The 19,677-nt window shown below is 49.2% G+C and carries 17 protein-coding genes and 1 tRNA gene; 9 read left to right on the forward strand and 9 right to left on the reverse strand.

Annotated elements, in window-relative coordinates:
* Positions 1 to 107 precede the first annotated feature (107 nt).
* A tRNA-Asn gene (locus G459_RS0111580) sits at positions 108 to 181 on the reverse strand.
* A gap of 294 nt (positions 182 to 475) precedes the next feature.
* On the opposite strand from G459_RS0111580, the gene G459_RS0111590 reads away from it, so the two are divergent.
* The 5 genes from G459_RS0111590 to ctlX all read left to right on the forward strand — a co-directional run bounded on the left by G459_RS0111590 (position 476) and on the right by ctlX (position 7,382).
* Positions 476 to 1,765 (forward strand): Gfo/Idh/MocA family protein, encoded by a 1,290-nt coding sequence (locus G459_RS0111590; protein WP_026967798.1) that lies wholly within the window; start codon positions 476 to 478, stop codon positions 1,763 to 1,765.
* 253 nt (positions 1,766 to 2,018) lie between these two features.
* On the forward strand, positions 2,019 to 2,477 hold the full coding sequence (locus G459_RS0111595) for a (2Fe-2S)-binding protein (protein ID WP_026967799.1): 459 nt from the start codon (positions 2,019 to 2,021) through the stop codon (positions 2,475 to 2,477).
* A gap of 21 nt (positions 2,478 to 2,498) precedes the next feature.
* Positions 2,499 to 4,799, forward strand: coding sequence for a xanthine dehydrogenase family protein molybdopterin-binding subunit (locus G459_RS0111600; protein ID WP_026967800.1), 2,301 nt, complete (start codon positions 2,499 to 2,501; stop codon positions 4,797 to 4,799).
* A 918-nt stretch (positions 4,800 to 5,717) separates the two neighbouring features.
* On the forward strand, positions 5,718 to 6,446 hold the full coding sequence (locus G459_RS28955; protein WP_157373320.1) for a hypothetical protein: 729 nt from the start codon (positions 5,718 to 5,720) through the stop codon (positions 6,444 to 6,446).
* A gap of 3 nt (positions 6,447 to 6,449) precedes the next feature.
* Complete coding sequence (gene ctlX / locus G459_RS0111615; RefSeq protein WP_026967802.1) at positions 6,450 to 7,382, forward strand: citrulline utilization hydrolase CtlX; 933 nt, start codon at positions 6,450 to 6,452, stop codon at positions 7,380 to 7,382.
* Between the two features lie 66 nt (positions 7,383 to 7,448).
* On the opposite strand, the gene purB is transcribed toward ctlX, so the two are convergent.
* Positions 7,449 to 8,792, reverse strand: a complete 1,344-nt coding sequence (purB, locus tag G459_RS0111620) for an adenylosuccinate lyase (protein WP_026967803.1) — start codon at positions 8,790 to 8,792, stop codon at positions 7,449 to 7,451.
* 212 nt (positions 8,793 to 9,004) lie between these two features.
* Between purB and G459_RS0111625 the strand changes: the two genes are divergently transcribed.
* Complete coding sequence (locus G459_RS0111625) at positions 9,005 to 10,108, forward strand: ferredoxin--NADP reductase (RefSeq protein ID WP_026967804.1); 1,104 nt, start codon at positions 9,005 to 9,007, stop codon at positions 10,106 to 10,108.
* 11 nt (positions 10,109 to 10,119) lie between these two features.
* A complete protein-coding gene (locus G459_RS0111630) occupies positions 10,120 to 10,614 on the forward strand; it encodes a hypothetical protein (RefSeq protein WP_026967805.1) in 495 nt (164 codons plus the stop codon).
* 45 nt (positions 10,615 to 10,659) lie between these two features.
* Here G459_RS0111630 and G459_RS0111635 read toward each other — a convergent pair whose 3' ends face one another.
* The 7 genes from G459_RS0111635 to polX all read right to left on the reverse strand — a co-directional run bounded on the left by G459_RS0111635 (position 10,660) and on the right by polX (position 17,454).
* Entirely contained in the window at positions 10,660 to 11,586 is a 927-nt protein-coding gene (locus tag G459_RS0111635) for a DUF4097 family beta strand repeat-containing protein (protein ID WP_026967806.1), read from the reverse strand.
* Between the two features lie 18 nt (positions 11,587 to 11,604).
* On the reverse strand, positions 11,605 to 12,423 hold the full coding sequence (locus tag G459_RS27330) for an outer membrane beta-barrel protein (protein WP_169725023.1): 819 nt from the start codon (positions 12,421 to 12,423) through the stop codon (positions 11,605 to 11,607).
* A gap of 149 nt (positions 12,424 to 12,572) precedes the next feature.
* Entirely contained in the window at positions 12,573 to 13,619 is a 1,047-nt protein-coding gene (locus G459_RS0111645) for a porin family protein (RefSeq protein ID WP_026967807.1), read from the reverse strand.
* 128 nt (positions 13,620 to 13,747) lie between these two features.
* Positions 13,748 to 14,533, reverse strand: coding sequence for a hypothetical protein (locus G459_RS0111650; RefSeq protein WP_026967808.1), 786 nt, complete (start codon positions 14,531 to 14,533; stop codon positions 13,748 to 13,750).
* The gene (locus G459_RS0111655) at positions 14,526 to 15,095 is read right to left on the reverse strand and encodes an RNA polymerase sigma factor (protein ID WP_026967809.1); all 570 of its coding nucleotides are present in this window, start codon (positions 15,093 to 15,095) and stop codon (positions 14,526 to 14,528) included. The genes G459_RS0111650 and G459_RS0111655 overlap by 8 nt, the downstream gene beginning before the upstream one ends.
* A 145-nt stretch (positions 15,096 to 15,240) precedes the next feature.
* Positions 15,241 to 15,528 carry a hypothetical protein gene (locus G459_RS0111665; RefSeq protein ID WP_026967810.1) on the reverse strand — a complete coding sequence of 96 codons (288 nt, stop codon included), beginning with the start codon at positions 15,526 to 15,528 and terminating at the stop codon, positions 15,241 to 15,243.
* Positions 15,529 to 15,744: 216 nt separating this feature from the next.
* A complete protein-coding gene (gene polX / locus G459_RS0111670) occupies positions 15,745 to 17,454 on the reverse strand; it encodes a DNA polymerase/3'-5' exonuclease PolX (protein WP_026967811.1) in 1,710 nt (569 codons plus the stop codon).
* Positions 17,455 to 17,631: 177 nt separating this feature from the next.
* Between polX and G459_RS0111675 the strand changes: the two genes are divergently transcribed.
* Positions 17,632 to 18,030, forward strand: coding sequence for an EVE domain-containing protein (locus G459_RS0111675; protein ID WP_026967812.1), 399 nt, complete (start codon positions 17,632 to 17,634; stop codon positions 18,028 to 18,030).
* Positions 18,027 to 19,649, forward strand: coding sequence for a hypothetical protein (locus G459_RS0111680; RefSeq protein ID WP_026967813.1), 1,623 nt, complete (start codon positions 18,027 to 18,029; stop codon positions 19,647 to 19,649). Before G459_RS0111675 ends, G459_RS0111680 begins: the two co-directional genes overlap by 4 nt.
* The last annotated feature ends 28 nt before the right edge of the window (positions 19,650 to 19,677 follow it).

Consider the following 19,677-nt stretch of genomic DNA (forward strand, 5'->3'; position numbering starts at 1 on the left):
CTGAAAAGTTCACTTCTTCGCCTTAGCAGTGACAGTTTGTCGATCAGATGTGAACAATCTAAAAAACAAAAAAGCCTCTGGAAATGATCCAGAGGCCGTTTTACCTGCTCCCCCTCTAGGGCTTGAACCTAGGACCCCATGATTAACAGTCATGTGCTCTAACCAACTGAGCTAAGGAGGAATTTGATGGTTTTGACTCCCCTTTGGGAAATCGTGTTGCAAATGTAGAGGCATATCCCATTTTTTCCAAATCGCTCTCTGAAAAAATCTTGCATTTATCCATGGCAAGCTTACTTCTGATTCTGGGTCAGGGACTTATTTTTTGGAAAAATTCTATGAATCCGATCCTCGTGGCTTCATTTCTTTAGAATCTGGGGAAAATCACGACGAAACAATCCCATAGAGCGGATGTTTTGCAAGGCTGTTGCCAATTCCGGCATTTTTACCTAACTATAAGTTGTAACCACTTGCGCTTATGAACTCGCAACTCAATCGCCGGGATTTTCTCCGGTACTCCGCCCTTACCACGCTCGGACTGCAATTTTTGCCTTATACCGGTCTCCGGGCGGCTCCTTCTGACAGGGTTCGGATTGCCCATATCGGTTTGGGAGGGATGGGGCTTTCCCACATGAACTGGTTTGCCAATCTGCCCGAGGCGAAGATTGTAGCACTCTGCGATGTCGATACCAACCGCACCAGTGAAGCTTTACGGGCCCTAAAGAAGATCCACCCCGATACCAAGGCGGAGCTTTTTCATGATTTCAGAAAAGTCCTTGAGCGATCCGACATCGATGCTGTGACCATCGCGACGCCGGACCACTGGCACGCTCAGATTGCTATCTTGGCTTTCCAGGCCGGCAAGGACGTGTATGGGGAAAAGCCGCTTTCCTATTCGCTCCGTGAGGGGCAGCTGATGCTGAAGGCCCAACAGGAAAGTGGTAAAATATTCCAGTTGGGAACCCAGATCCACGCGGGGGACAATTACCACCGGGTGACCGAACTGATCCAATCCGGCGAGCTTGGGAAGATCAAAACCATCCGGCTTTGGAAAACCGGTGAACCGCCCCTGATTCCATCCCTCACCTATCAGGCGCCGCCCGCTAATCTGGACTGGGACATGTGGCTGGGTCCAGCTCCCATGGCAGACTATGCGCCGGAGAAATGCCATTTCAACTACCGCTATTTTATGGAATACTCCGGTGGAATTTTTCAGGACTTCTGGTGTCACATCGCAGACGTGGTCTGGATGTCTATGCCGCCCCAGGGACTGAAAAGCATCACCGCAAATGGGGAGAAATCCGAGGGGATGGGGGACACGCCCAAGTGGATTGATGCCGACTTTAAGTTTAAGAATCTCGACCTACACTGGACTTCCGTCCCTCCGGATGTACCTGGAGCAGCAGCAAGGGGAATTGGGGCCTATTTTGAAGGAAGTAAGGGGACTCTGATCTGCGATTACGACAGTCGGGAAATCCGAATCGACGGACAGGTCTTGAATGATATTCCAGAAATTCCCAAGACTATTCCCCGGTCTCCCGGTCACCAGCAAAACTTCCTGGACGCTGTCAAATCGCGCACTCAACCTGAATCCAACCTTCAGTATGCAAGAGCGATGACAATGCCAATGCATTTGGCCATGGCTTCTTTTAAGCTTAAAAGGCCATTGAAATGGAACTCTAAAACAGAGTCATTTAAAAATGATCCGGAAGCCGACGCATTGCTCTGGAGACCCTATCGGGAAAAATGGAATTTGATAGGCACCTAACTTGAAAACTGATGAAATAGAAGAGGATATCCGCCAGATTTTGCTTAGATAGTTTCATCTCCCATTTTCCAAAGCTGAGCGGCTTTTCCGGATTCCGTTCAGCGGATACCGCGTCTAGATTTCCAGTTTTCCTGTGAAGAAAAGTAGTGCCTCGTGCCTTTTGACAGTGAGGAAAAATCGGAATCATTAAACTTCTGATTCAGACTCATTTCTTTTCTCTAACTTAATAATTCAAAAAAAAATCCTTCAATCGATGGAAAACTATAAGCTCTCAATTAACGGTAAAACCCAGGAGGTCACCGCGCCGGAAGATATGCCCCTGCTGTGGGTGATCCGGGATTTGTTGGATATGAAAGGCACCAAATTTGGCTGCGGGCAGGCCTTATGCGGGGCATGCACCGTTCATCTGGACGGTGAGGCGGTTAGATCTTGCAGCTTGCCTGTTTCCGAGGTGGGGAGTGGTAAAGTCACCACGATCGAAGGTCTCTCTGAAGACGGCAGTCATCCGCTCCAGAAGGCTTGGGTGGAGCATGTTGTCCCGCAATGTGGCTACTGCCAATCGGGCCAGATCATGAATGCGGCCGCTTTGCTGACCAAAAACCCCAGTCCATCAGAATCTGACATAGAAGCTGCGATGCAGGGAAACCTCTGTCGCTGCGGCACCTACAACCGAATCAAGGACGCCATCCTTACCGCTTCTCAATCCCTCTAACCTCCCTAAATCAGCAACAGCATGATGCCAAAATTGCCATTTTTGAAAAAAGAGAAGTCAGCGACTTCAACTTCTCTCAGCACAGGGGATCGCAGTGAGATCTTCCGGGCGTCCAGAAGGGATTTCCTGAAAATCGGCTCACTCGCCACCGGCGGATTTGTCTTGGGGATCAATTTCCAATGCAGCGGACCCAAGGGAGAACTGATCACCTTTGCTCCCAACGTCTTTGTCAGCATCGGATCGGACAATATCGTCACCATCCTGGCGCACCGCTCCGAGATGGGAACGGGGATTCGCACCTCGCTTCCGATGATTGTCGCAGACGAACTTGGAGCGGATTGGAGCAAAGTGAGAATCGTCCAAGCCGAAGGAGATGAAGAAAAGTACGGCAACCAGAATACAGATGGGTCTTTCTCCGTGAGGATGTTTTACGAGCCGATGAAAAAGGCCGGAGCCACGGCCCGCTACCTGCTAGTGCAGGCTGCCGCAAAGGAGTGGGGCGTGGATCCGTCAGAATGCGATACCGAGGCCAGCCATGTTATCTTGAAGGGTGGAAGTAAGAAGATTCCCTTTGGTGATTTGGTCGCTCAAATCCAAACCATGGAACTGCCAAAAGATGAGCAGCTGACTTGGAAGGAATTTTCCAGCTACAAATTGGTGGGAACCGATGTTCCCATCTATGATGCGCAAGATATTGCGACGGGCAAAGCTGTCTTTGGTGCCGATGTGAATCTGCCCAATATGTTGATCGCGGTGGTTAGGCGGAGTCCGGTGGTGGGCGCAAAAGCTGTTTCTTTCAACGATGAAAAGGCTTTGGCAATACCGGGTGTGAAGAAAGTTGTAAAGATCGACGGTGCGGGACTTCCGACTGCCTTGGATAAGCCGCTTGAAGGAATAGCCGTATTGGCAGAAAATACCTGGGCAGCAATCAAGGGCAGCGAGGCACTCGAGGTTGAGTGGGATTTGGGCCCCAACCAGACTTATAATTCCAGCGCGCAGCTTCAGGAAATGCTGAAAAGTACTGCGTCTGCAGGTACTGTGAAGAGGCAACGGGGAGATTTTTCCAAGGCAAAGTCTTCCTCAGGAAAAGTAATTGAAAAGACCTATCTGGCGCCATTCTACGCGCATTCTACCATCGAGCCGCCTGCGGCTATCGCAGATGTCAAAGCTGATGGCTCGGTGGAAATCTGGGCGCCAAGTCAACATCCCCAGTGGGCAAGGGGTGCGGTGGCAGGCGCTTTGGGAGTGGAGCTTCCAAAAGTAAAACTCAATGTTACGCTGCTGGGTGGGGGATTTGGGCGAAAATCCAAACCCGATTATGTGGTGGAGGCGGCGCTGCTTTCCAAAGCAGCTGGGGTCCCGGTACGGGTGCAATGGACCAGATCTTGTGATCTTCATCACGATTACTACCATTCCCACAGTGCTCAGCGAATCGTGGCTACCCTAGATGATTCTGGAAATCTAAGCGGTTGGAATCATCACACGGTGTTCCCAGCGATCGGTGCGGGGCTCGATGCTGCGCCTCCTTCTGACGGTGAATTGGATCTTGGCTGCCGCGATTTCCCATACGATGTTCCAAATATTCGCATCGAGTCCCACGAGACTACCGCACATACCCGCATTGGATGGCTGCGTTCGGTGAGCAATATTCATCATGCCTTTGCGATCGGTTCGATGTTGGATGAGATCGCAGAGTCCAAAGGGGTCGATCCAGTTGATCAGGCGATTGCGCTTTTGGGTGAAGATAAAGATCTGGTCTTTGCTGGTGAGATGGTCGGAGACTATGGCAACTACGGAGAGAAAATCGAAGACTTCCCGTGGAGTACTGCACGTATGAAAAAGGTGATCGAGACCGTAGCAGAAAAATCAAATTGGAAGGCTAATCTCGCCGCTGGCAAAGCCATTGGATTTGCTGCCCATAAGAGTTTCTTGACCTACGTGGCCTGTGTAGTCACGGTGGAAAAGGATGCCGCTGGTAATCTTCTCATTCCTGAGGTCCACTATGCCGTGGATTGTGGTATCGCTGTGAATACCGACCGGGTTCGGTCGCAGTTTGAGGGTGGGGCGCAGTTTGCAACCAGTTTGGCGACCACTTCTGCGATTACTTTGGAAAATGGCAAAGTGGTCCAAAACAACTTTGACACCTACCAGATCATCCGAATGCCCCAGGCTCCCAAAAAGATCCATGTGCACATCGTGCCGAGCAAGGAGAAGCCGACAGGAGTGGGTGAGCCGCCGGTGCCGCCCTTCATCCCTGCATTGGCCAATGCGGTGTATAAGTTGACGGGTAAAAGGAATTACGAATTGCCGTTCAAGGCGTAATAAGTATTTCCAAAAGACAGTCAGATCAAAGCCCGGGACAGTTTGTTAGTTCTCCACTGGTTTCGGTTTGACTGTTTTTTTTAGACTGGATTTCTGATTTTCAGTTTGCGGATTCATCTCGCTTTCCAACTTCAGAACTCTATTTTTTAAGGGCAAGTCCGACCGCAGGGGACTTATCAATTGATAATTATCAGGTCCAACAAAAAAAACCGGGGAAGAATATCTCCCCCGGTTTCGGACTAACAATTACCCAATCTATCTATTAATTTATTTTTAACCCAAGCCAATCGGTTCAGCCCGGTTGTCTGGTGGACTTTCTCCAACTGCTTATTCTTTCAAATTTGTGCTGCTTATCATTGGCGTTCAGATGCGCTTTGCTGACTTGGCTTACCGACCTCAAGACGGGTTAGTTCCTTTAGAACTCGAATTAGGTGTTTAGAAAATTTAATACAACAAGTAGAATCTGACGCTTTATTTTTGTGTTTGTCGGCTCAACTTTACGAAAAAAAATAATTAAGTATACTTGATTATCGGTTTTTATTTTGGGTAAAGGAGATTTTGAAAAAATAATTTTAGGAAAGTCGGTTTTAATCCGGTACTGCGGCATTTTTTATCTTTGTATTAGATGAAGATTTTTCAACCATATTTATCAGCTGATGAGGTCGAGCAGATCAATCCTTGGGGATCGCTCCTTTTTCGCGGTCGTCTGCTTGGGAATAATCTGAATTTTACCTGTATTTAAGTCGACAAAATCTTTTCTCGTATTTTTGACTTACTCAGATAGTCATGTGTAAACTATTTCCGCTCCTGTTTTTTCTTTCCGTTTCAACTTTTGCCCAGCAGACCTCCGACTCTCTTTATTTGCCAGGAATACTAATAGGAACGATAGGAAACCCGATTTTAGAAGAAATGAGCGGTATGGCATTTTCAAAAAACCATCCGGATAAATTCTATACTCATACCGACAGTGGAGGAGAGGCTGCGGTGTATGTCTTGGACTCTCTGGGGAATGAGCTCGGGAAAATAACGCTAGAAGGCGTGGAAAACCGGGACTGGGAAGATATCGCGGTGGGCCCGGGCCCCGGAGGAAAGTCGTATGTCTACTTGGGCGAAATCGGCGACAATTTGGGTGTTCATCAGGCGGTCGAGGTCTATCGGTTTCCCGAGCCCGACGATCTTTCAAGAAACGTAACGATTAAACCTCAGGTGCTAACGTTTACCTATCCGGAGGGCGCCAGAGATGCCGAAAGTTTGTTTGTGGACCCGATTTCAGGAGACTTATTTGTGGTGTCCAAAAGGGACAAACAAAACACGCTTTTTCGCATCAAATCGACTGATTTTGGTAAGGACGACGTCGTGGCGGAACGGTTGGTCCAGCTTCCGCTCACGAGTGCAACAGCGTCGGACATCAGTCAGGATGGAAGCCGGATCCTGATCAAAAATTACTTTAAGGTTTACTGTTGGGACAGAAAAGCTGGAGAAACGATATTAGAAGCACTTTCAAGATCTCCAAAGGAACTTCCCTATGTGCCGGAACCGCAGGGCGAGGCAATTGGGTTTCGTCCAGACGGAAAGGCATATTATACGATCAGTGAAAAGCGGTTTGACATCAAGCCCGTGTTGTATTTTTATCCTTCGAAAAACTGAGTCATGCAAACCAGCGCCACTGTTCTTATGGTTCGTCCCGCCAACTTTGGGTTTAATCCCGAGACTGCGGAAAACAACTTTTACCAGCGAAAGGATGATCGCGGCGCCGGGGAAATCCGGGAACTGGCAAGAAAGGAATTTGACGGTTTTGTGGCTTTGCTCAGAGATCAGCGAGTAAATGTATTCGTCGTTGAAGACTCGGAAAGTCCAGCAAAGCCTGACGCAGTGTTTCCCAACAACTGGTTTAGCACCCATCCTGACGGCAAATTGATCCTGTACCCGATGTTTTCTCCAGTCAGACGGCTGGAGCGTAGAAAAGACATTGTGGAGGGCTTGATCCATTCCGGGTTTAGGGTAACCGAGATTCTGGATCTGAGTTTTTTCGAAGAAAGCGGACAGTTTTTGGAGGGAACGGGTAGCATGGTCATGGATCATCAGGCAAAGGTGATTTATGCCTGTTTTTCGCAACGGACGCATCGGGTGCCCTTGGACTATGTCGGCAAGCTATTGGGGTATAAAGTAATCGGATTTCATGCGGTGCAGGAAGTTAATGGTGAGTTTGGTCCGATCTATCACAGCAATGTAATGATGCACATCGGGACGGACCTGGCGGTGGTCTGCCTGGATAGCATTCGCAAAGCCTCCGAAAAACAACGGGTTCAAGAGTCCTTGACCAAGTCAGGCAAAAAAGTCATTCCCATTACGCTGAAACAAAAATCGAACTTTGCGGGGAATATGCTGGAGGTGAGCAATGACGGCGGAGAGCGGTTTACGGTGATGTCTCAAGCTGCTCTTGACTCGCTGTCCGTGGGGCAGATCCAGTCTATCGAACGCTATACGACGATCATCAGTCCCGAGATCCCAACCATCGAAAAGCTTGGCGGAGGCAGCGCCCGCTGCATGATGGCGGAGATTTTTTTATCGAAAGGTCAGTAGCCAGCGCACAAAAAAAGCCGTGAGAGCGGACACTCACGGCGGTGGAGACTGATTGATCGCCAATATTTAAATCCCCGTGTAATTAAACGGAGTAATCTGACTCAATTCGGCCTTCAAAGCATCCGAAATCGGCAAGTTTGCGATGAATTCGCGGATCGAGGTTTCGGTGATTTTGGAATTGGTGCGCGTCAGATCTTTCAGCGCTTCATACGGCTTCGGAAAGGCTTCTCTTCTTAGGATGGTTTGGATCGCCTCGGCTACAACTGCCCAGTTGTCTTCCAGATCGGCGTCGATTGCCGCACGGTTTAGCTCAAGCTTGCCCAGTCCTTTTTGCAAAGACTCCAGGGAGATGAGCATGTGTGCCAAAGGCACCCCGATCACCCGCAACACCGTACTGTCGGTCAGGTCACGCTGCAGTCTGGAGATCGGAAGTTTGGCGGCCAAGTGCTCCAGCAGGGCATTGGCAATGCCGAGGTTTCCCTCCGCATTTTCGAAGTCAATTGGATTGACCTTGTGTGGCATCGCGGAGGAGCCGATCTCTCCGGCTTTGATCTTTTGCTTGAAATAGTTCATGGCCACGTATTGCCACACGTCCTTGGACAGGTCGAGCAGAATGGTGTTGATACGCTTCAGCCCATCAAAAGTCGCGGCAAGATTGTCATAATGCTCAATCTGAGTAGTTGGATACGAACGCTCCAGCCCGAGGAAATTCTCCACGAATGTGAATGCAAATTCGTTCCAATCCATCTCCGGATAGGCCACCTGATGGGCATTCATGTTGCCGGTTGCCCCGCCGAACTTGGCGGAATAGGGAACTTGCTCGAGGAGCTCCAGTTGTTTTTTCAACCGAACCACAAAGACATTGATTTCTTTGCCCAGTCTGGTTGGGGAGGCAGGCTGTCCATGGGTCTTGGCAAGCATGGGAATGTCACTCCACTCTTCAGCCAAGTCTGTCAATCGCTCGATCACCTCACCCAAAAGCGGTAAAATCACCTCCTGAAGCCCATTTTTCAGCATCAGCGGTGTTGCGGTGTTGTTGATGTCCTGAGAAGTGAGTCCAAAGTGGATGAACTCTTTGTAAGGCTCCAGACCCAGCCCGTCAAACTTTTCCTTCAGAAAGTACTCCACAGCCTTGACGTCGTGATTGGTTGTACGCTCGGTGGTCTTGATCCATTCGGCGTCCTCAATGCTAAACTGCTTGACCAAGTCACGGAGCTTTTGAAAGAAAGAGTGGTCAAAGTCTTCCAGTTGCGGAAGTGGTATCTGACTGAGCGCGATGAAATACTCCACCTCCACATGTACTCGATATTTGATCAGGGCAAATTCAGAGAAAAAGGCACGTAGTGGGGCAGTTTTGCCGGCATAGCGGCCATCTACCGATGAGACGGCTGTCAGGGCATTTAATTCCATTCTGTTTTAATTTGGCGGAGCAAAGAATTTGGGTCCGATTTTCGGAAGCCGCAAAGTTAAGCCATTGCCCTCAAAATCGGGATTTAACCGCGATAATTATCCGTCTCAGACAAACTTACTTTTCACTTTTGGGGTTTAGAGTGGAAATTCCGCTGCGAATGCCGGTTTTCCCAGTTTTGGGCTTAATTTTGCAGCCAAATCACCAAGTTCAGATGTTCAATTTCTTCAAGAAAAAGAAAGAAGAGGTAAAAGTCAATCCGTTTTTGCCGCTTAAAGTAAGAGAAGTAGTACGAGAAACTGCCGACACAGTCACGCTGTATTTTGAGCAGCCTGAGCCATTTTTAGACTACAAGCCCGGCCAGTTTTTGACTTTGGTGATGGAGTTTGAGGGCAAAGAGCAACGCAGATCTTACTCGCTTTGCACCTCGCCATTTGTGGATCCGTTTCCCGGTATCACGGTCAAGCGAGTCCAAGACGGACTTTTTTCCAACTTTCTGAACGAGAAAATCTTCCCTGGAAAGACCATAAACGTCTTGAAACCGCTGGGGCATTTTACGACGGATTTTCATTCCAAAAACCGCAGACATTTCTTCCTGATCGGAGGAGGCAGCGGCATCACGCCCTTGATGGGGATACTCAAATCAGTCCTTGTAAACGAGCCCAATTCGATCATAACGCTGATCTACAGCAGTCGGAATGAAGAGCAAATCATCTTCAGAGACCAGCTTAATCTGCTGGAAAAAGCCAATCCCGAACGGCTGAAGGTAATCCATAACCTCAGCCAGCCTTCTGAAAGCTGGACTGGCCGGAAAGGGAGACTTTCCGTTGGCGTGCTGAAAGAACTCATCGCCCGTGCGGAATATGAACAGCGATACGAGGAAGTCTACTTCATGTGTGGTCCTGACGGGATCATGAGCGCGGCGAAGGAAATCCTCCAGGAACTGGGAGTTGACAAAGAGCGCATTCATCAGGAAAACTTCTTCTCGGCTGCTGCCCATCTGGCACACGAGGAGGCGCTGGCAGGAATCAGCCACGGCATCCTTTCCCGGGACGTTACGATTGTATTAGAAGGGGAGGAAAATCTGGTCACGGTCGACCCCTCCAAGACTGTATTGGAAGCGGGACTTGCAGCGGATTTGAACATGCCTTACAGCTGCCAAAGTGGACTTTGTACCGCCTGCCGCGGAAAATTACTGAGCGGTGAGGTGAAGATGGATGAGGACGCGGGACTGAGCGAAAAGGAAATTGCCTCCGGATACATACTTTGCTGCGTGTCCAGACCGCTCACCGACGACGTCAAAATCAACATCGAATAAACCGCGACATCTTGGAACTACAGGAAATCCGAACCATCTACCGGGACACAGAGCGACTCACCGTTCTACTGTTGATACTTGCTTTGCCGGCATTTGCGATGGTGTATCTCTACCAAAGTTCTGGCAAGATCGATTGGGGATTGCCGCAAGTTCCCGAGTTTTTGGAATGGGCGTTGGCAGGCTTTTCGGCGATGATCCTAGTGGCTCACTATGTGATCTTCCAAGGGAAAATCAAATTAGCCCTTGACCAGCCTGAACTTCTTGAAAAAGTAAAAACCTATTGTCAGGCCACGAAACAGCGCTTTTGGATACTTTTTTTGGTTTCTCTCTTGGCTACGCTGGGGTTGCTTTTGACTCAAAACCCAATCTTCACCCTGACCTTTGCGGTGACGATGGTTTTCTTTTCGCTGGGTAAGCCGAGTCCCGACCGGATGGCTCGCTTGATGAAGCTGAAAAAAGAAGACCGGGAGCTCATCAGAGAAGCGTCCCGGCCGGAGATCAGTTAGAAATTTGAGATTATACTCAATCTCAAACCTTAGATTTCAAATCTCTCAATTCTCAATGGTAATGTTTCCTGAGGAGATATTTCCGCGGATCCAGTTGGGCGATCCATTGTCTATCTCCAGGCTTTTGCCGGTATTGACACTGCCCACTTTCAGATTTCCTGATGAAGCCTTCAGCGAGAAGTTGTAGGATTTCAGATCGGAGCTAGTCTGCACACGGAAATTGCCCGAGGTACCGCTGAATTTCGTGTTGGGACCCAGGTCAACATTGGTAGCCCTCACGTTGCCAGAGGTGAACTGGAGCGTTCCCAATGGGCCGGCATTGTTGATTTTGGCATTGCCGGAGGTGAGTTTTACATTGATCTCTCCATCCACTCCGTCAGCGTCGAGCGAGCCGCTGGTGGATTCGTAGTCGAGGTTTCCCTTCACTCGGTAGAAGTTGCCGTTGCCGGAAGTCAGCCCGCTGGAGACATTTCCTGAAACTCCGTCAGCGGTGAGGTTACCGGAAGTCGCACTGATAGACAGATCGCCAGTGATGTTGGTGGCGGTAATATTTCCCGAGCTGACTCGCAGGGAGGTGTTGTCATTGGAGATATTCTCCACGATGACGTTTCCTGAACTGCCCCTGACATCCAGCGCAATGCCTTCCGGACCGGTGATATTGAGGTATCCCTTGTTTTTGGTGTTCCAGTTGTAGTTGTTTTGCTTGCGGGCATGGCTGATCTTCAGCACATCGCCGACGGTGACAAATACTATGTCCTGATCCGAATTGTTGGACTCGAGGTAGGCTTCGACATTGACGTCGGAGGCAGCGCCGCCCTTGTAGGTGACATTGAGCCAGCCGCTTTCTATTTCGATTCTCTTGATTCCTGAGTAGGCCTTTTTGGAGTCTACCAGCACGTTTTGGGCAAACGCTGCCATGCTCATGACCGTCAGGGTCAGCGCAAGAAATGATTTTCTAAGTGTAGTGTTCATAGCAATTGAAGATTGTGATTAGTCTACTCTGATACCGAAGCTCATGGCTTGGAGCTCTGGCCCCAATCCCGCTTGGAAAAGATCGTTTAAGTCATAATTGAAGAAAAGAGTCACATCGCCGATTCCGATTTCGGATCGAAGGCCGTAGCGGAAGTTCTCCACGTACATGTTGGATTTGGTGAAGTCCTTGACTTTGTCACCCTCTGAGTCGTAGACAAACTTGCCTCGGCCGCCCAGTCGATAGCCGGCATACCCGCCCGCTCCGAAACGCATCTTACCGTTGTTTGTCCGGACGGTAGGGACGATGGTAAGCGTGGCGTAGGACGCTGAGATCTTGGACTTGATCGGATCGGCATTAGGATCGTCGATGACTTCGGTGTAGTCCACAAACTCCAATCCGTCAGAAGTCTTGAGCGCGTAGATCTCTTCGTCCTCAAACTTGAAGTTGTACCAGCTGACGCCGATTGTGGATCTGAGGTGGAAGTTTTTGCTGGCTTTCCATGTGCCCACAGACTGGAGAGAGACAAACCAGCTGCCCCAGGGTTTCACCTGTGGCGCACCTTTGCCTTCCGGCCAGATGTTGATACCGACTTCGGATTCGAGGAAATTGTATTTGAATTTCGAGGATTTTTCTGAATGATAGTTGTTGTATTCGTTCTCGTCGATCTCCCATTCGTAGGACTTGGAGCCGTCTTCGTACTTGATGACCTTCCAGGATTTCCCCATCATGGTGTATTCTTTTTCTTTGGAGACAACTTTGCTCGAATCGGTACTCTGGGCAAATCCTCCCAAAGTGAATAGCATCAGAAAAACTGCGGTTAGCTTAAGTTTTTTCATATGATTATAATTTTTTTTGACGGCCATATGGAATCTTCGCATGTTTTAAAAACCACCCGCTGTGTGACGCCTGGGGCATGCTCGATTTCATCGTTGGCTTGGTTTAAAAATGGTTTGAAAAAAGGGGAGAAGGCTCTCCCCTGAGAGGATTAGAAAACCACTCCGAAAGTGATGGGGTTGAGCTCGGGGCCTTTTCCCTCTTGGAAAAGCTCGTTGAGATCGTAGGCAGTGAAGAACTTCACCCGTCCGAAACCGATCTCACCGCGGATGCCGTAGCGGAGGTTTTCCAAGTAAAGGCCGGTGTCTTGCTTGTCCTTGCGTCTGCCGGAGCCTTCCAGTTCATGATAGACATACTTGGACTGTCCGCCCAAACGATAGCCGACATAGGGGCCAGCGGCTACTTTGAGGCCTTTTCGGCCTTGGTCATTCATCTTGCCAAAGTCCAGCTCCAGCATGGTCATGGCGGTCAGATAGGAGGAGGAAATCTTGCTCTTGAAGCCGTCCACGTCGGTTCTCTGGACGAACTCTATCTCATCTTCGCCACGCACGGCTTGGTAGTCGCGGTTTTCGAATTTGAAGTTGTAAAACTGGAATCCGATCCCGAAATCCCAATAGAAGCCCTTGGAGATTCGCTGCGCTGCCATCCAGTTGAGGCCGACCATCCAGCTGCCCCATCCTTTGACGGCGTAGGGTTTGTCAGACGTCGGGAAGCTTCCCGTTCCGTCCAGGTAGTTGTTCACCCCAAGATCAAATTTGAAAAAAGATCGGAAGGGTGGGTCAGAGTTCTTTTTCGTGCCGGTTTCAAATTTCACCCTGGTATTGTCTCCCGACTCATCGACGTAGACCCGCATCCCGGCCACGTTTACTTCGGTCTGTCCCGAGTCCTCATAGACTTTGACCACTTCCTTGATGGTTCCGTCTTTTTTGCGGATCTCCACGATGGTCAGTTCACCGGTTTCTTCGTTTTTCTCCAAGTCCAGCTCGCTGATGATCTGGTTGATGTTCATCAGTTTGAGTTTATCAAAATCCTCCTTGGAGTCCACGGTGATGACTACTTTTCCGGATTTGCCAAATTCGATCACGACGCTGTCTTGCAGTACGGTGTGCTTGGTTTGGATCGGGAAGTCTTTCAGGTCACTGGCAAATGCCACCTGAACCAATGCCATTAGGCAAAATAAAAGCAGGTATTTTTTCATGTCTATTGGATGTTTTTTTAACGCCTCATGGAATCTCGCTTTTCTGACATTCACACCGCTGTGTGACGTTTTTGTCAGGCTCGATTTCATGGGATGGTGCGTGTTAATGCTTGTGTTGGTTTAGTTTTCTATCGTTCAGCGCGGTCTTTTTTGATGGCAAGTCCTCCGGCAAAGAGGTTGTCCTTTCTGTCTTGGATCTCCGCAAATCCTTCGTCCACTTTGCCCAGAAGGCCTTCGACATGTCCGACAGTCTTGCCCAATTCGGTGATCAGGTTTTTGTCTGTTGGTTCGCCCTTTTTGATCCCGTTGGAGTAGATGCTCACGCGGTACAGTGGCTCTTCCTCGGTCGTAGTAGACGCCTGAGCGACGGTACGTTCCATTTCCGGAGCTTTCAATTCAGGCATCGCTGTCGGAAGCTCTTCGGCCTTGAGTTCAGGCAGCGGCACTGCTACCGGGGACTCGCTGGACTTGATCTCCGATTGGGCGATCAGGTTTTGAGGAGTTTGGGACTGAATCGGAGCAGGAGCTGGCTTGGTCTTCGGCGCAGTTTCTACTTTTTTCTCAGGTAGGTTTTTACTGGTGACAGGCTCGGTTTCCTCTTTTGATTCGATGATTTCCGGGGAAATCACAGAGGTATCCGGCTCAGTCTGTGTTTGGGGCTTGGCAGGGATTTCGGTCTTTTCTGCTACGAGTTTTTCTGTAGGAATTGCGTCTTCACTTGGCCAAAACGAATAGCCTGCGACCAGCAAAGCAGTCACCGAAGCAGCAATCGCCCACCAAACACCGAGTTTCGGGTTGGATTTTTTGGGGAGCTGGCTTTCTAGCCGATCCCAGGCGAGTGCACTTGGTTTTTCCCGATGTCCGTCCAGCTTTTCCTTGAAATGCTGATCGAATTGTTCGTTTGTCTTAGCCATGGTTCGTCTTGGTTTTTGGTTGCAGACTGGCAATTTTTTCTTTGAGCGCTGTTCGTGCCCGATTCAATTGTGACTTAGAAGTGCTTTCGGTGATTCCCAGCAGGTCCGCGATCTCCTGATGGGCATAGCCTTCGATTGCATACAGGTTGAAAACCGTGCGGTATCCGACTGGAAGTCCTTGCACCAGCTCCATCAGTTCGGCGGCCTCGAGATGAGTCAGCTCGTAGTGATGGTTGCTGTATTCGTACTCGGGTTCCAGGTTGACTTCCATCATGAGATGGCGGTTGCTGCGCAAAGTCATCAACGCCTGCGTGACCACGATCCGCTTCATCCAGCCTTCGAAGCTTCCCTTGTGCTGAAACTGGGGCAGTTTTTCGAAGATTTTCATAAAGCTCTCGATCATCACATCCTCGGCATGTTCGCGGTCTTTGAGGTACCGCATGCAGATGGCCAAAAATTTCCCCGAATAGGAATCATACAAGTGACGCTGGGCTGACCGCTCACCCTTGAGGCATCCTTTGATAATTCCTTCTTCGGTAGAAAAATTGGATCTGTTAAACATTCCGGTTGGTTTTCAAATAAGGAGATGCAGGGCTGAAAAAAATGGTTGCGTGTGGATCTAAAAAAAAGTTAAATATTTTCTCCCATAAAATAAAAGGCCTGAAAATCAGTTGATTTCCGGCCTTTGAAATTGGCACCTTTTAAGGTCAAAGCGAAAACAGGAAGAAAAGCAAGGCCACTGTCTGCACGAGGATCAAAATCTGAGCTTTCTCTTTAAATTCCTGGGCGATTTTTCTTTTTCTCAAAACCAAGATCGCCGTACCCAAGCCTGCAAACTGGAGAAATATGCTTACGCCGTTCAGCGGGCCCATAGGAGCGGCAACGTAATGGATGTTGGAGTTTAACACCGATAGCGCGCCGAGGATGATGCCCGTGATTCCAAAGAGGAACGATCGCTGGAGCAGCACGGGTTCGGGGAGGTCAGACCATTTCATTATTTAGTATCAAGTAGTTAGTGTTAAGACGTTAGACGCAAGAAGTAAGAATCAAGAGCCAAGAAGCGAGAAGGATAGTATCTAGTATCTAGATATAAGTATCAAGAACGGAGGAGACAAGAATCTAGAGTCAAGAAGTGACCTCACATGCCAGGAAGTTGTTATGGCCACTTGATACTTGATACCTTGTACTTTTTACTACTTACCACCTACTTTCTATACTTTTGAGACGCCTGCTTTTCGCTCCGCAAAGTAAGCCGCTATTTCTTCACTGCTGAGTGCATTGAGGGTCATTTCTTTGGTCAGGCCGCCTTTTCTGCCCACGAGCACGCCGTACTTCATGTCGGCGTAGCCTTCCATCTCGTGCGCATCGGGATTGATCGACAGCTTCACTCCCTGGTCCATGGCATAGCGAACCCACCTCCAATCCAGGTCGAGTCTCCAGGGATTGGCGTTGATTTCGATGACCACATTGTGAACAGCGCAGGCGTCGATGATGGTTTTGTGATCGATCGGGTAGCCTTCCCGTCTGAGCAAAAGTCTTCCCGTGGGATGTCCAAGGATCGTGGTGTAGGGATTGGCAATGGCCTGGAGCAACCTGTCCGTCGCCCGCTTGATGTCCATGTTCAAGATGGAATGGACCGAGGAGACGACAAAGTCAAAGCTCGCCAGCACATCGTCCGGATAGTCCAGACTTCCATCTCCAAGGATGTCACTTTCGATGCCTTTGAAGATCTTAAAGGGAGCCATCTCGATGTTTAGCTGATCGATCTCTGCCTGCTGCTTGATTACTTTTTCGATATCCAGTCCACCGGCGTAGCTCGCGGTGCGGCTGTGATCGGAGATTCCGAGGTATCCGTAGCCCATCGCTCTGCAATGTTCGGCCATCTGTCTCAGACTGTGTTTGCCATCGCTGTAGGTGGAGTGGTTGTGGAGGATGCCTTTCAGGTCAGATTCCTCCAGCAGCTGTGGGATTCGGTTTTCCCGAGCCTGCCCGACTTCTCCAAATCCCTCTCTCATCTCCGCAGGGATGAACTGGAGGTTGTTTTGGGTGAAAAAAGCCTCCTCAGATTCGTAGTCTTTATTGATCAGCTTTTCGGCGACTGTTTCGGTGTCCGTGACAAAACTCAATAAGTGCGCTTTGGATCCAGTAAACGCCATCCTTCTCCAGACGAAGTCACTTGGCGGGCAGAAGTGCACTAGGATATGCAGGTCGAGATCCGGCAGTTTTCCTCTCCAGGTAGCTGGGCTGGCTTCTTTCCATTTCCACTCGATCAAGGTCTGGGTTTTAAGCAGTGTCTTCAACTCAGGCAATCTCGCCGAAGCAATCAAAAATTCGGCCTCGGAGATGATCTCCATCTTCCGTGCAAAATCTCCGACCACTGCCAGCTGAGCATCTCCAACCAGACTTTGGAGGGAATTGGCAAGGTGATCGATGGTGTTTTCTATATCGGCATAGAGCCATTTTCCGGTATTGGAGGCCTTGAACTCCAAATTTTGAATGATCGTATCCTGGGTCTTTTGTCCAAATCCCTTGATCAGGGCGACTTTTCCGGCTTGGCAGGCTTCCATTAGTTCGTGCGTGGACGTGATTCCCAGTTCCTCCCAGAGTGTTTTGACTTTCCTCGGGCCAAGACCTTTGATTTGGAGAACTTCGAGGATGCCGGTTGGGGTTTTTTCCAGGAGCTGAACTAAGAGCGGAAAAGTCTCCGCAGCCTTCATGCTTTGGATCGCTTCGATGATGCTTTTGCCCACTCCGTTGATCTTTGCGAGTTCTTCATCGCTGAGCTCCATGATATCCTCATCCATCCGCTCCAGCGAGATGAGCGCGCTTTGGTACCCGCGGATTTTGAATGGATTCTCGTCGTGGAGTTCCATCAGCTGAATGGCCAGCTTCAGTTTCTTTAAAATTGTTTTATGATCCAAAACAGTCGTTTTTTCGTGTCAGTCCTTAGGCAAATGTCTTCAATTATTGTTTCAATTTAAAGTTTGATAGGGTATCTTATGCAGGAAGTTGGTCAGTGATCAGTGGGCAGTTTACAGTAGGTAGTTTACAGCGCAGTGATCAGTAGACGACAACCCAATAACCAAACAACAAAACCTATGAATTACTGGATGGTCAAGACGGAGCCCAACTCCTATTCTTGGGAGGATTTTGTGAAAAAAGGGGAGGATGTATGGGACGGAGTACGAAACTTTCAGGCTAGGAATTTTCTCAGAGAGATGCATATCGGCGATCCGGTGCTTTTCTACCACAGCGGAAAGGACAAAGCGGTGGTCGGGGTGGCCGAAGTAAGTCGGGAGGCATTTCCCGATCCCAAGGACGAAGCTTGGGTCGCTGTGGGTCTCAAAGTAAAGCAGGCGCTTGACAATCCCGTAAGTCTGGAGAAGATCAAATCTGAGGATCGGCTTTCGGCGATGCTGATGCTCCGTCAATCGAGACTCTCGGTCATGTCGGTGGCTAAGGACGAATTCAACCTGATTTTAGCAATGGGCAAATGAGAAAGCTTCTTATACTCTTGATGGGAGTTTTTTTGGGTGTAGCGTCGGAGGCCCAAGTGAAGTCTATTGCCAGATTTGAGGTGCTCGGGGCGCAATATGACCCCACCTTTGAGATGATGCGAATTCCGGATGGACTGGTGTCTTTTCGCACTTTTCAGGAGAAAGGCTTCACGGGCAATAAGGCGTTTCAGTTTTTCGTCAGTGACCAAGATCTAAAAACCAAAGGGTTGATAGAGCTGAGTATGAGACCCGGATACGACATGATCGGGTACGATATTGATGGAAACAGTCTTTATGTCCTGATGACAAAGGGCCATTCTACCAATGCAGACAAGTACATCCTGCAGGTAGATCTTGAGTCAAACCAAGGATATGAATTTCCTGCGGAAAACTTGCTAAGCATCGATTTGGTGGAGTTCCTAGTCCAAAATCGCAAGGCGGTCTTCATGGGGAATTCGGAAGGAAGGCCGGTGCTTCAGATTTTCGATCTTGATAATAAAAGCATCCACACCGTCCAGGGAGTGTATGGCAACAATACGCAGGTGTTGCAGATTCGTAAGATGCCGGCATTGGAATCCCTGGAGGTCGTCATCAGCCGCAGGGGGCAGTATAAAGACCGCGAGACTTCGATCGTCACATTTGACATGTTGGGGAATTTGATCCGCGAGATCAAGGTCGATCAATTCGGGACGCCCGATCAGGAGATATTGGAAGGCTTGCTGTTGGCGGATGAGGACTACCAGCAGGTGATGATCGGCTCGTATGGGCTGGACAGCAGGAGCGCCTATCAGGGACTGTATATTATGGAGATCAATGAATTCGGTGAATACGAATTTAAGCTTTACACGCTTGAAGATTTTCCGAATTTCTTCAACTACCTGCCGGAAAAGCAAAAAATAAAAAAAGATCAGGAGGTTCTGAAGGAACTTGAGAAACCCAAAGTGCCAATCATCAGAAACACCTACTCGATCCGCGACGTCAGGGAAGTGGGAGATGCCTACTATATCTACCTTGATCAGCTCAATATTGTCAGTGGCAGGGGAGGACGGTCTGGTGGTTGGGCTACGTCCAACACCTATCGCTATGACCGCATGAATCGGATGGGATATGCTCCCTCTTACTACACAGATCCCTTCACTACCCCGGGCAATCCTCCAGCGCAGATGGTCACAGCGACCAACGAGTATCAGTACGAATCAGCTCATTTTGTGAAAGTTTCTAAATCAGGACAGGTGCTTTGGGATAATTCGGCGACGTACGGAGGGTTTTCCACGTACTATTCTGCAGCTTTTGGAGAAATCGCGGTCGTGGGAGATGACCTGTATCATCTCTATGCCGAGGACGATGTGATCAAAGCCAGTTTTTTCAGAAACGGGGAAAAGGTATTTGAGCAGATGAGCTTTGAGCTGGAGCTGCCGGACGAAAACGACCGGATAAAATACACGGACATCGAGACACTCCGGTTGGTGCATTGGTACGATCGCTACTTTATCCTGACCGGTCTGCAGTCGATCAGCTTTCTGAATTCCCAAAATCAAGAGGAGGTGCGGGACGTGTTTTTTATGAGCAAAATTTTGGTGGACGGGGATTTGTACCAGCCTGAGGAAGCTCAGGACTAGTTTTATTTTCTATATTTACGCCCAAATC

This window comes from Algoriphagus terrigena DSM 22685 (genome assembly GCF_000429445.1).
GTDB classification, from domain to species: Bacteria; Bacteroidota; Bacteroidia; order Cytophagales; family Cyclobacteriaceae; genus Algoriphagus; species Algoriphagus terrigena.

Coding starts and splice junctions, on each gene's coding strand:
- G459_RS0111650 (WP_026967808.1), bottom strand. CDS start 14,533: ATGGCTAAGACAAACGAACAATTCGATCAGCATTTCAAGGAAAAGCTG.
- G459_RS0111680 (WP_026967813.1), top strand. CDS start 18,027: ATGAGAAAGCTTCTTATACTCTTGATGGGAGTTTTTTTGGGTGTAGCG.
- G459_RS0111590 (WP_026967798.1), top strand. CDS start 476: ATGAACTCGCAACTCAATCGCCGGGATTTTCTCCGGTACTCCGCCCTT.
- G459_RS0111595 (WP_026967799.1), top strand. CDS start 2,019: ATGGAAAACTATAAGCTCTCAATTAACGGTAAAACCCAGGAGGTCACC.
- ctlX (WP_026967802.1), top strand. CDS start 6,450: ATGCAAACCAGCGCCACTGTTCTTATGGTTCGTCCCGCCAACTTTGGG.
- G459_RS28955 (WP_157373320.1), top strand. CDS start 5,718: ATGGCATTTTCAAAAAACCATCCGGATAAATTCTATACTCATACCGAC.
- purB (WP_026967803.1), bottom strand. CDS start 8,792: ATGGAATTAAATGCCCTGACAGCCGTCTCATCGGTAGATGGCCGCTAT.
- G459_RS0111635 (WP_026967806.1), bottom strand. CDS start 11,586: ATGAACACTACACTTAGAAAATCATTTCTTGCGCTGACCCTGACGGTC.
- G459_RS0111665 (WP_026967810.1), bottom strand. CDS start 15,528: ATGAAATGGTCTGACCTCCCCGAACCCGTGCTGCTCCAGCGATCGTTC.
- G459_RS0111655 (WP_026967809.1), bottom strand. CDS start 15,095: ATGTTTAACAGATCCAATTTTTCTACCGAAGAAGGAATTATCAAAGGA.
- G459_RS0111675 (WP_026967812.1), top strand. CDS start 17,632: ATGAATTACTGGATGGTCAAGACGGAGCCCAACTCCTATTCTTGGGAG.
- G459_RS27330 (WP_169725023.1), bottom strand. CDS start 12,423: ATGAAAAAACTTAAGCTAACCGCAGTTTTTCTGATGCTATTCACTTTG.
- G459_RS0111645 (WP_026967807.1), bottom strand. CDS start 13,619: ATGAAAAAATACCTGCTTTTATTTTGCCTAATGGCATTGGTTCAGGTG.
- G459_RS0111625 (WP_026967804.1), top strand. CDS start 9,005: ATGTTCAATTTCTTCAAGAAAAAGAAAGAAGAGGTAAAAGTCAATCCG.
- G459_RS0111600 (WP_026967800.1), top strand. CDS start 2,499: ATGATGCCAAAATTGCCATTTTTGAAAAAAGAGAAGTCAGCGACTTCA.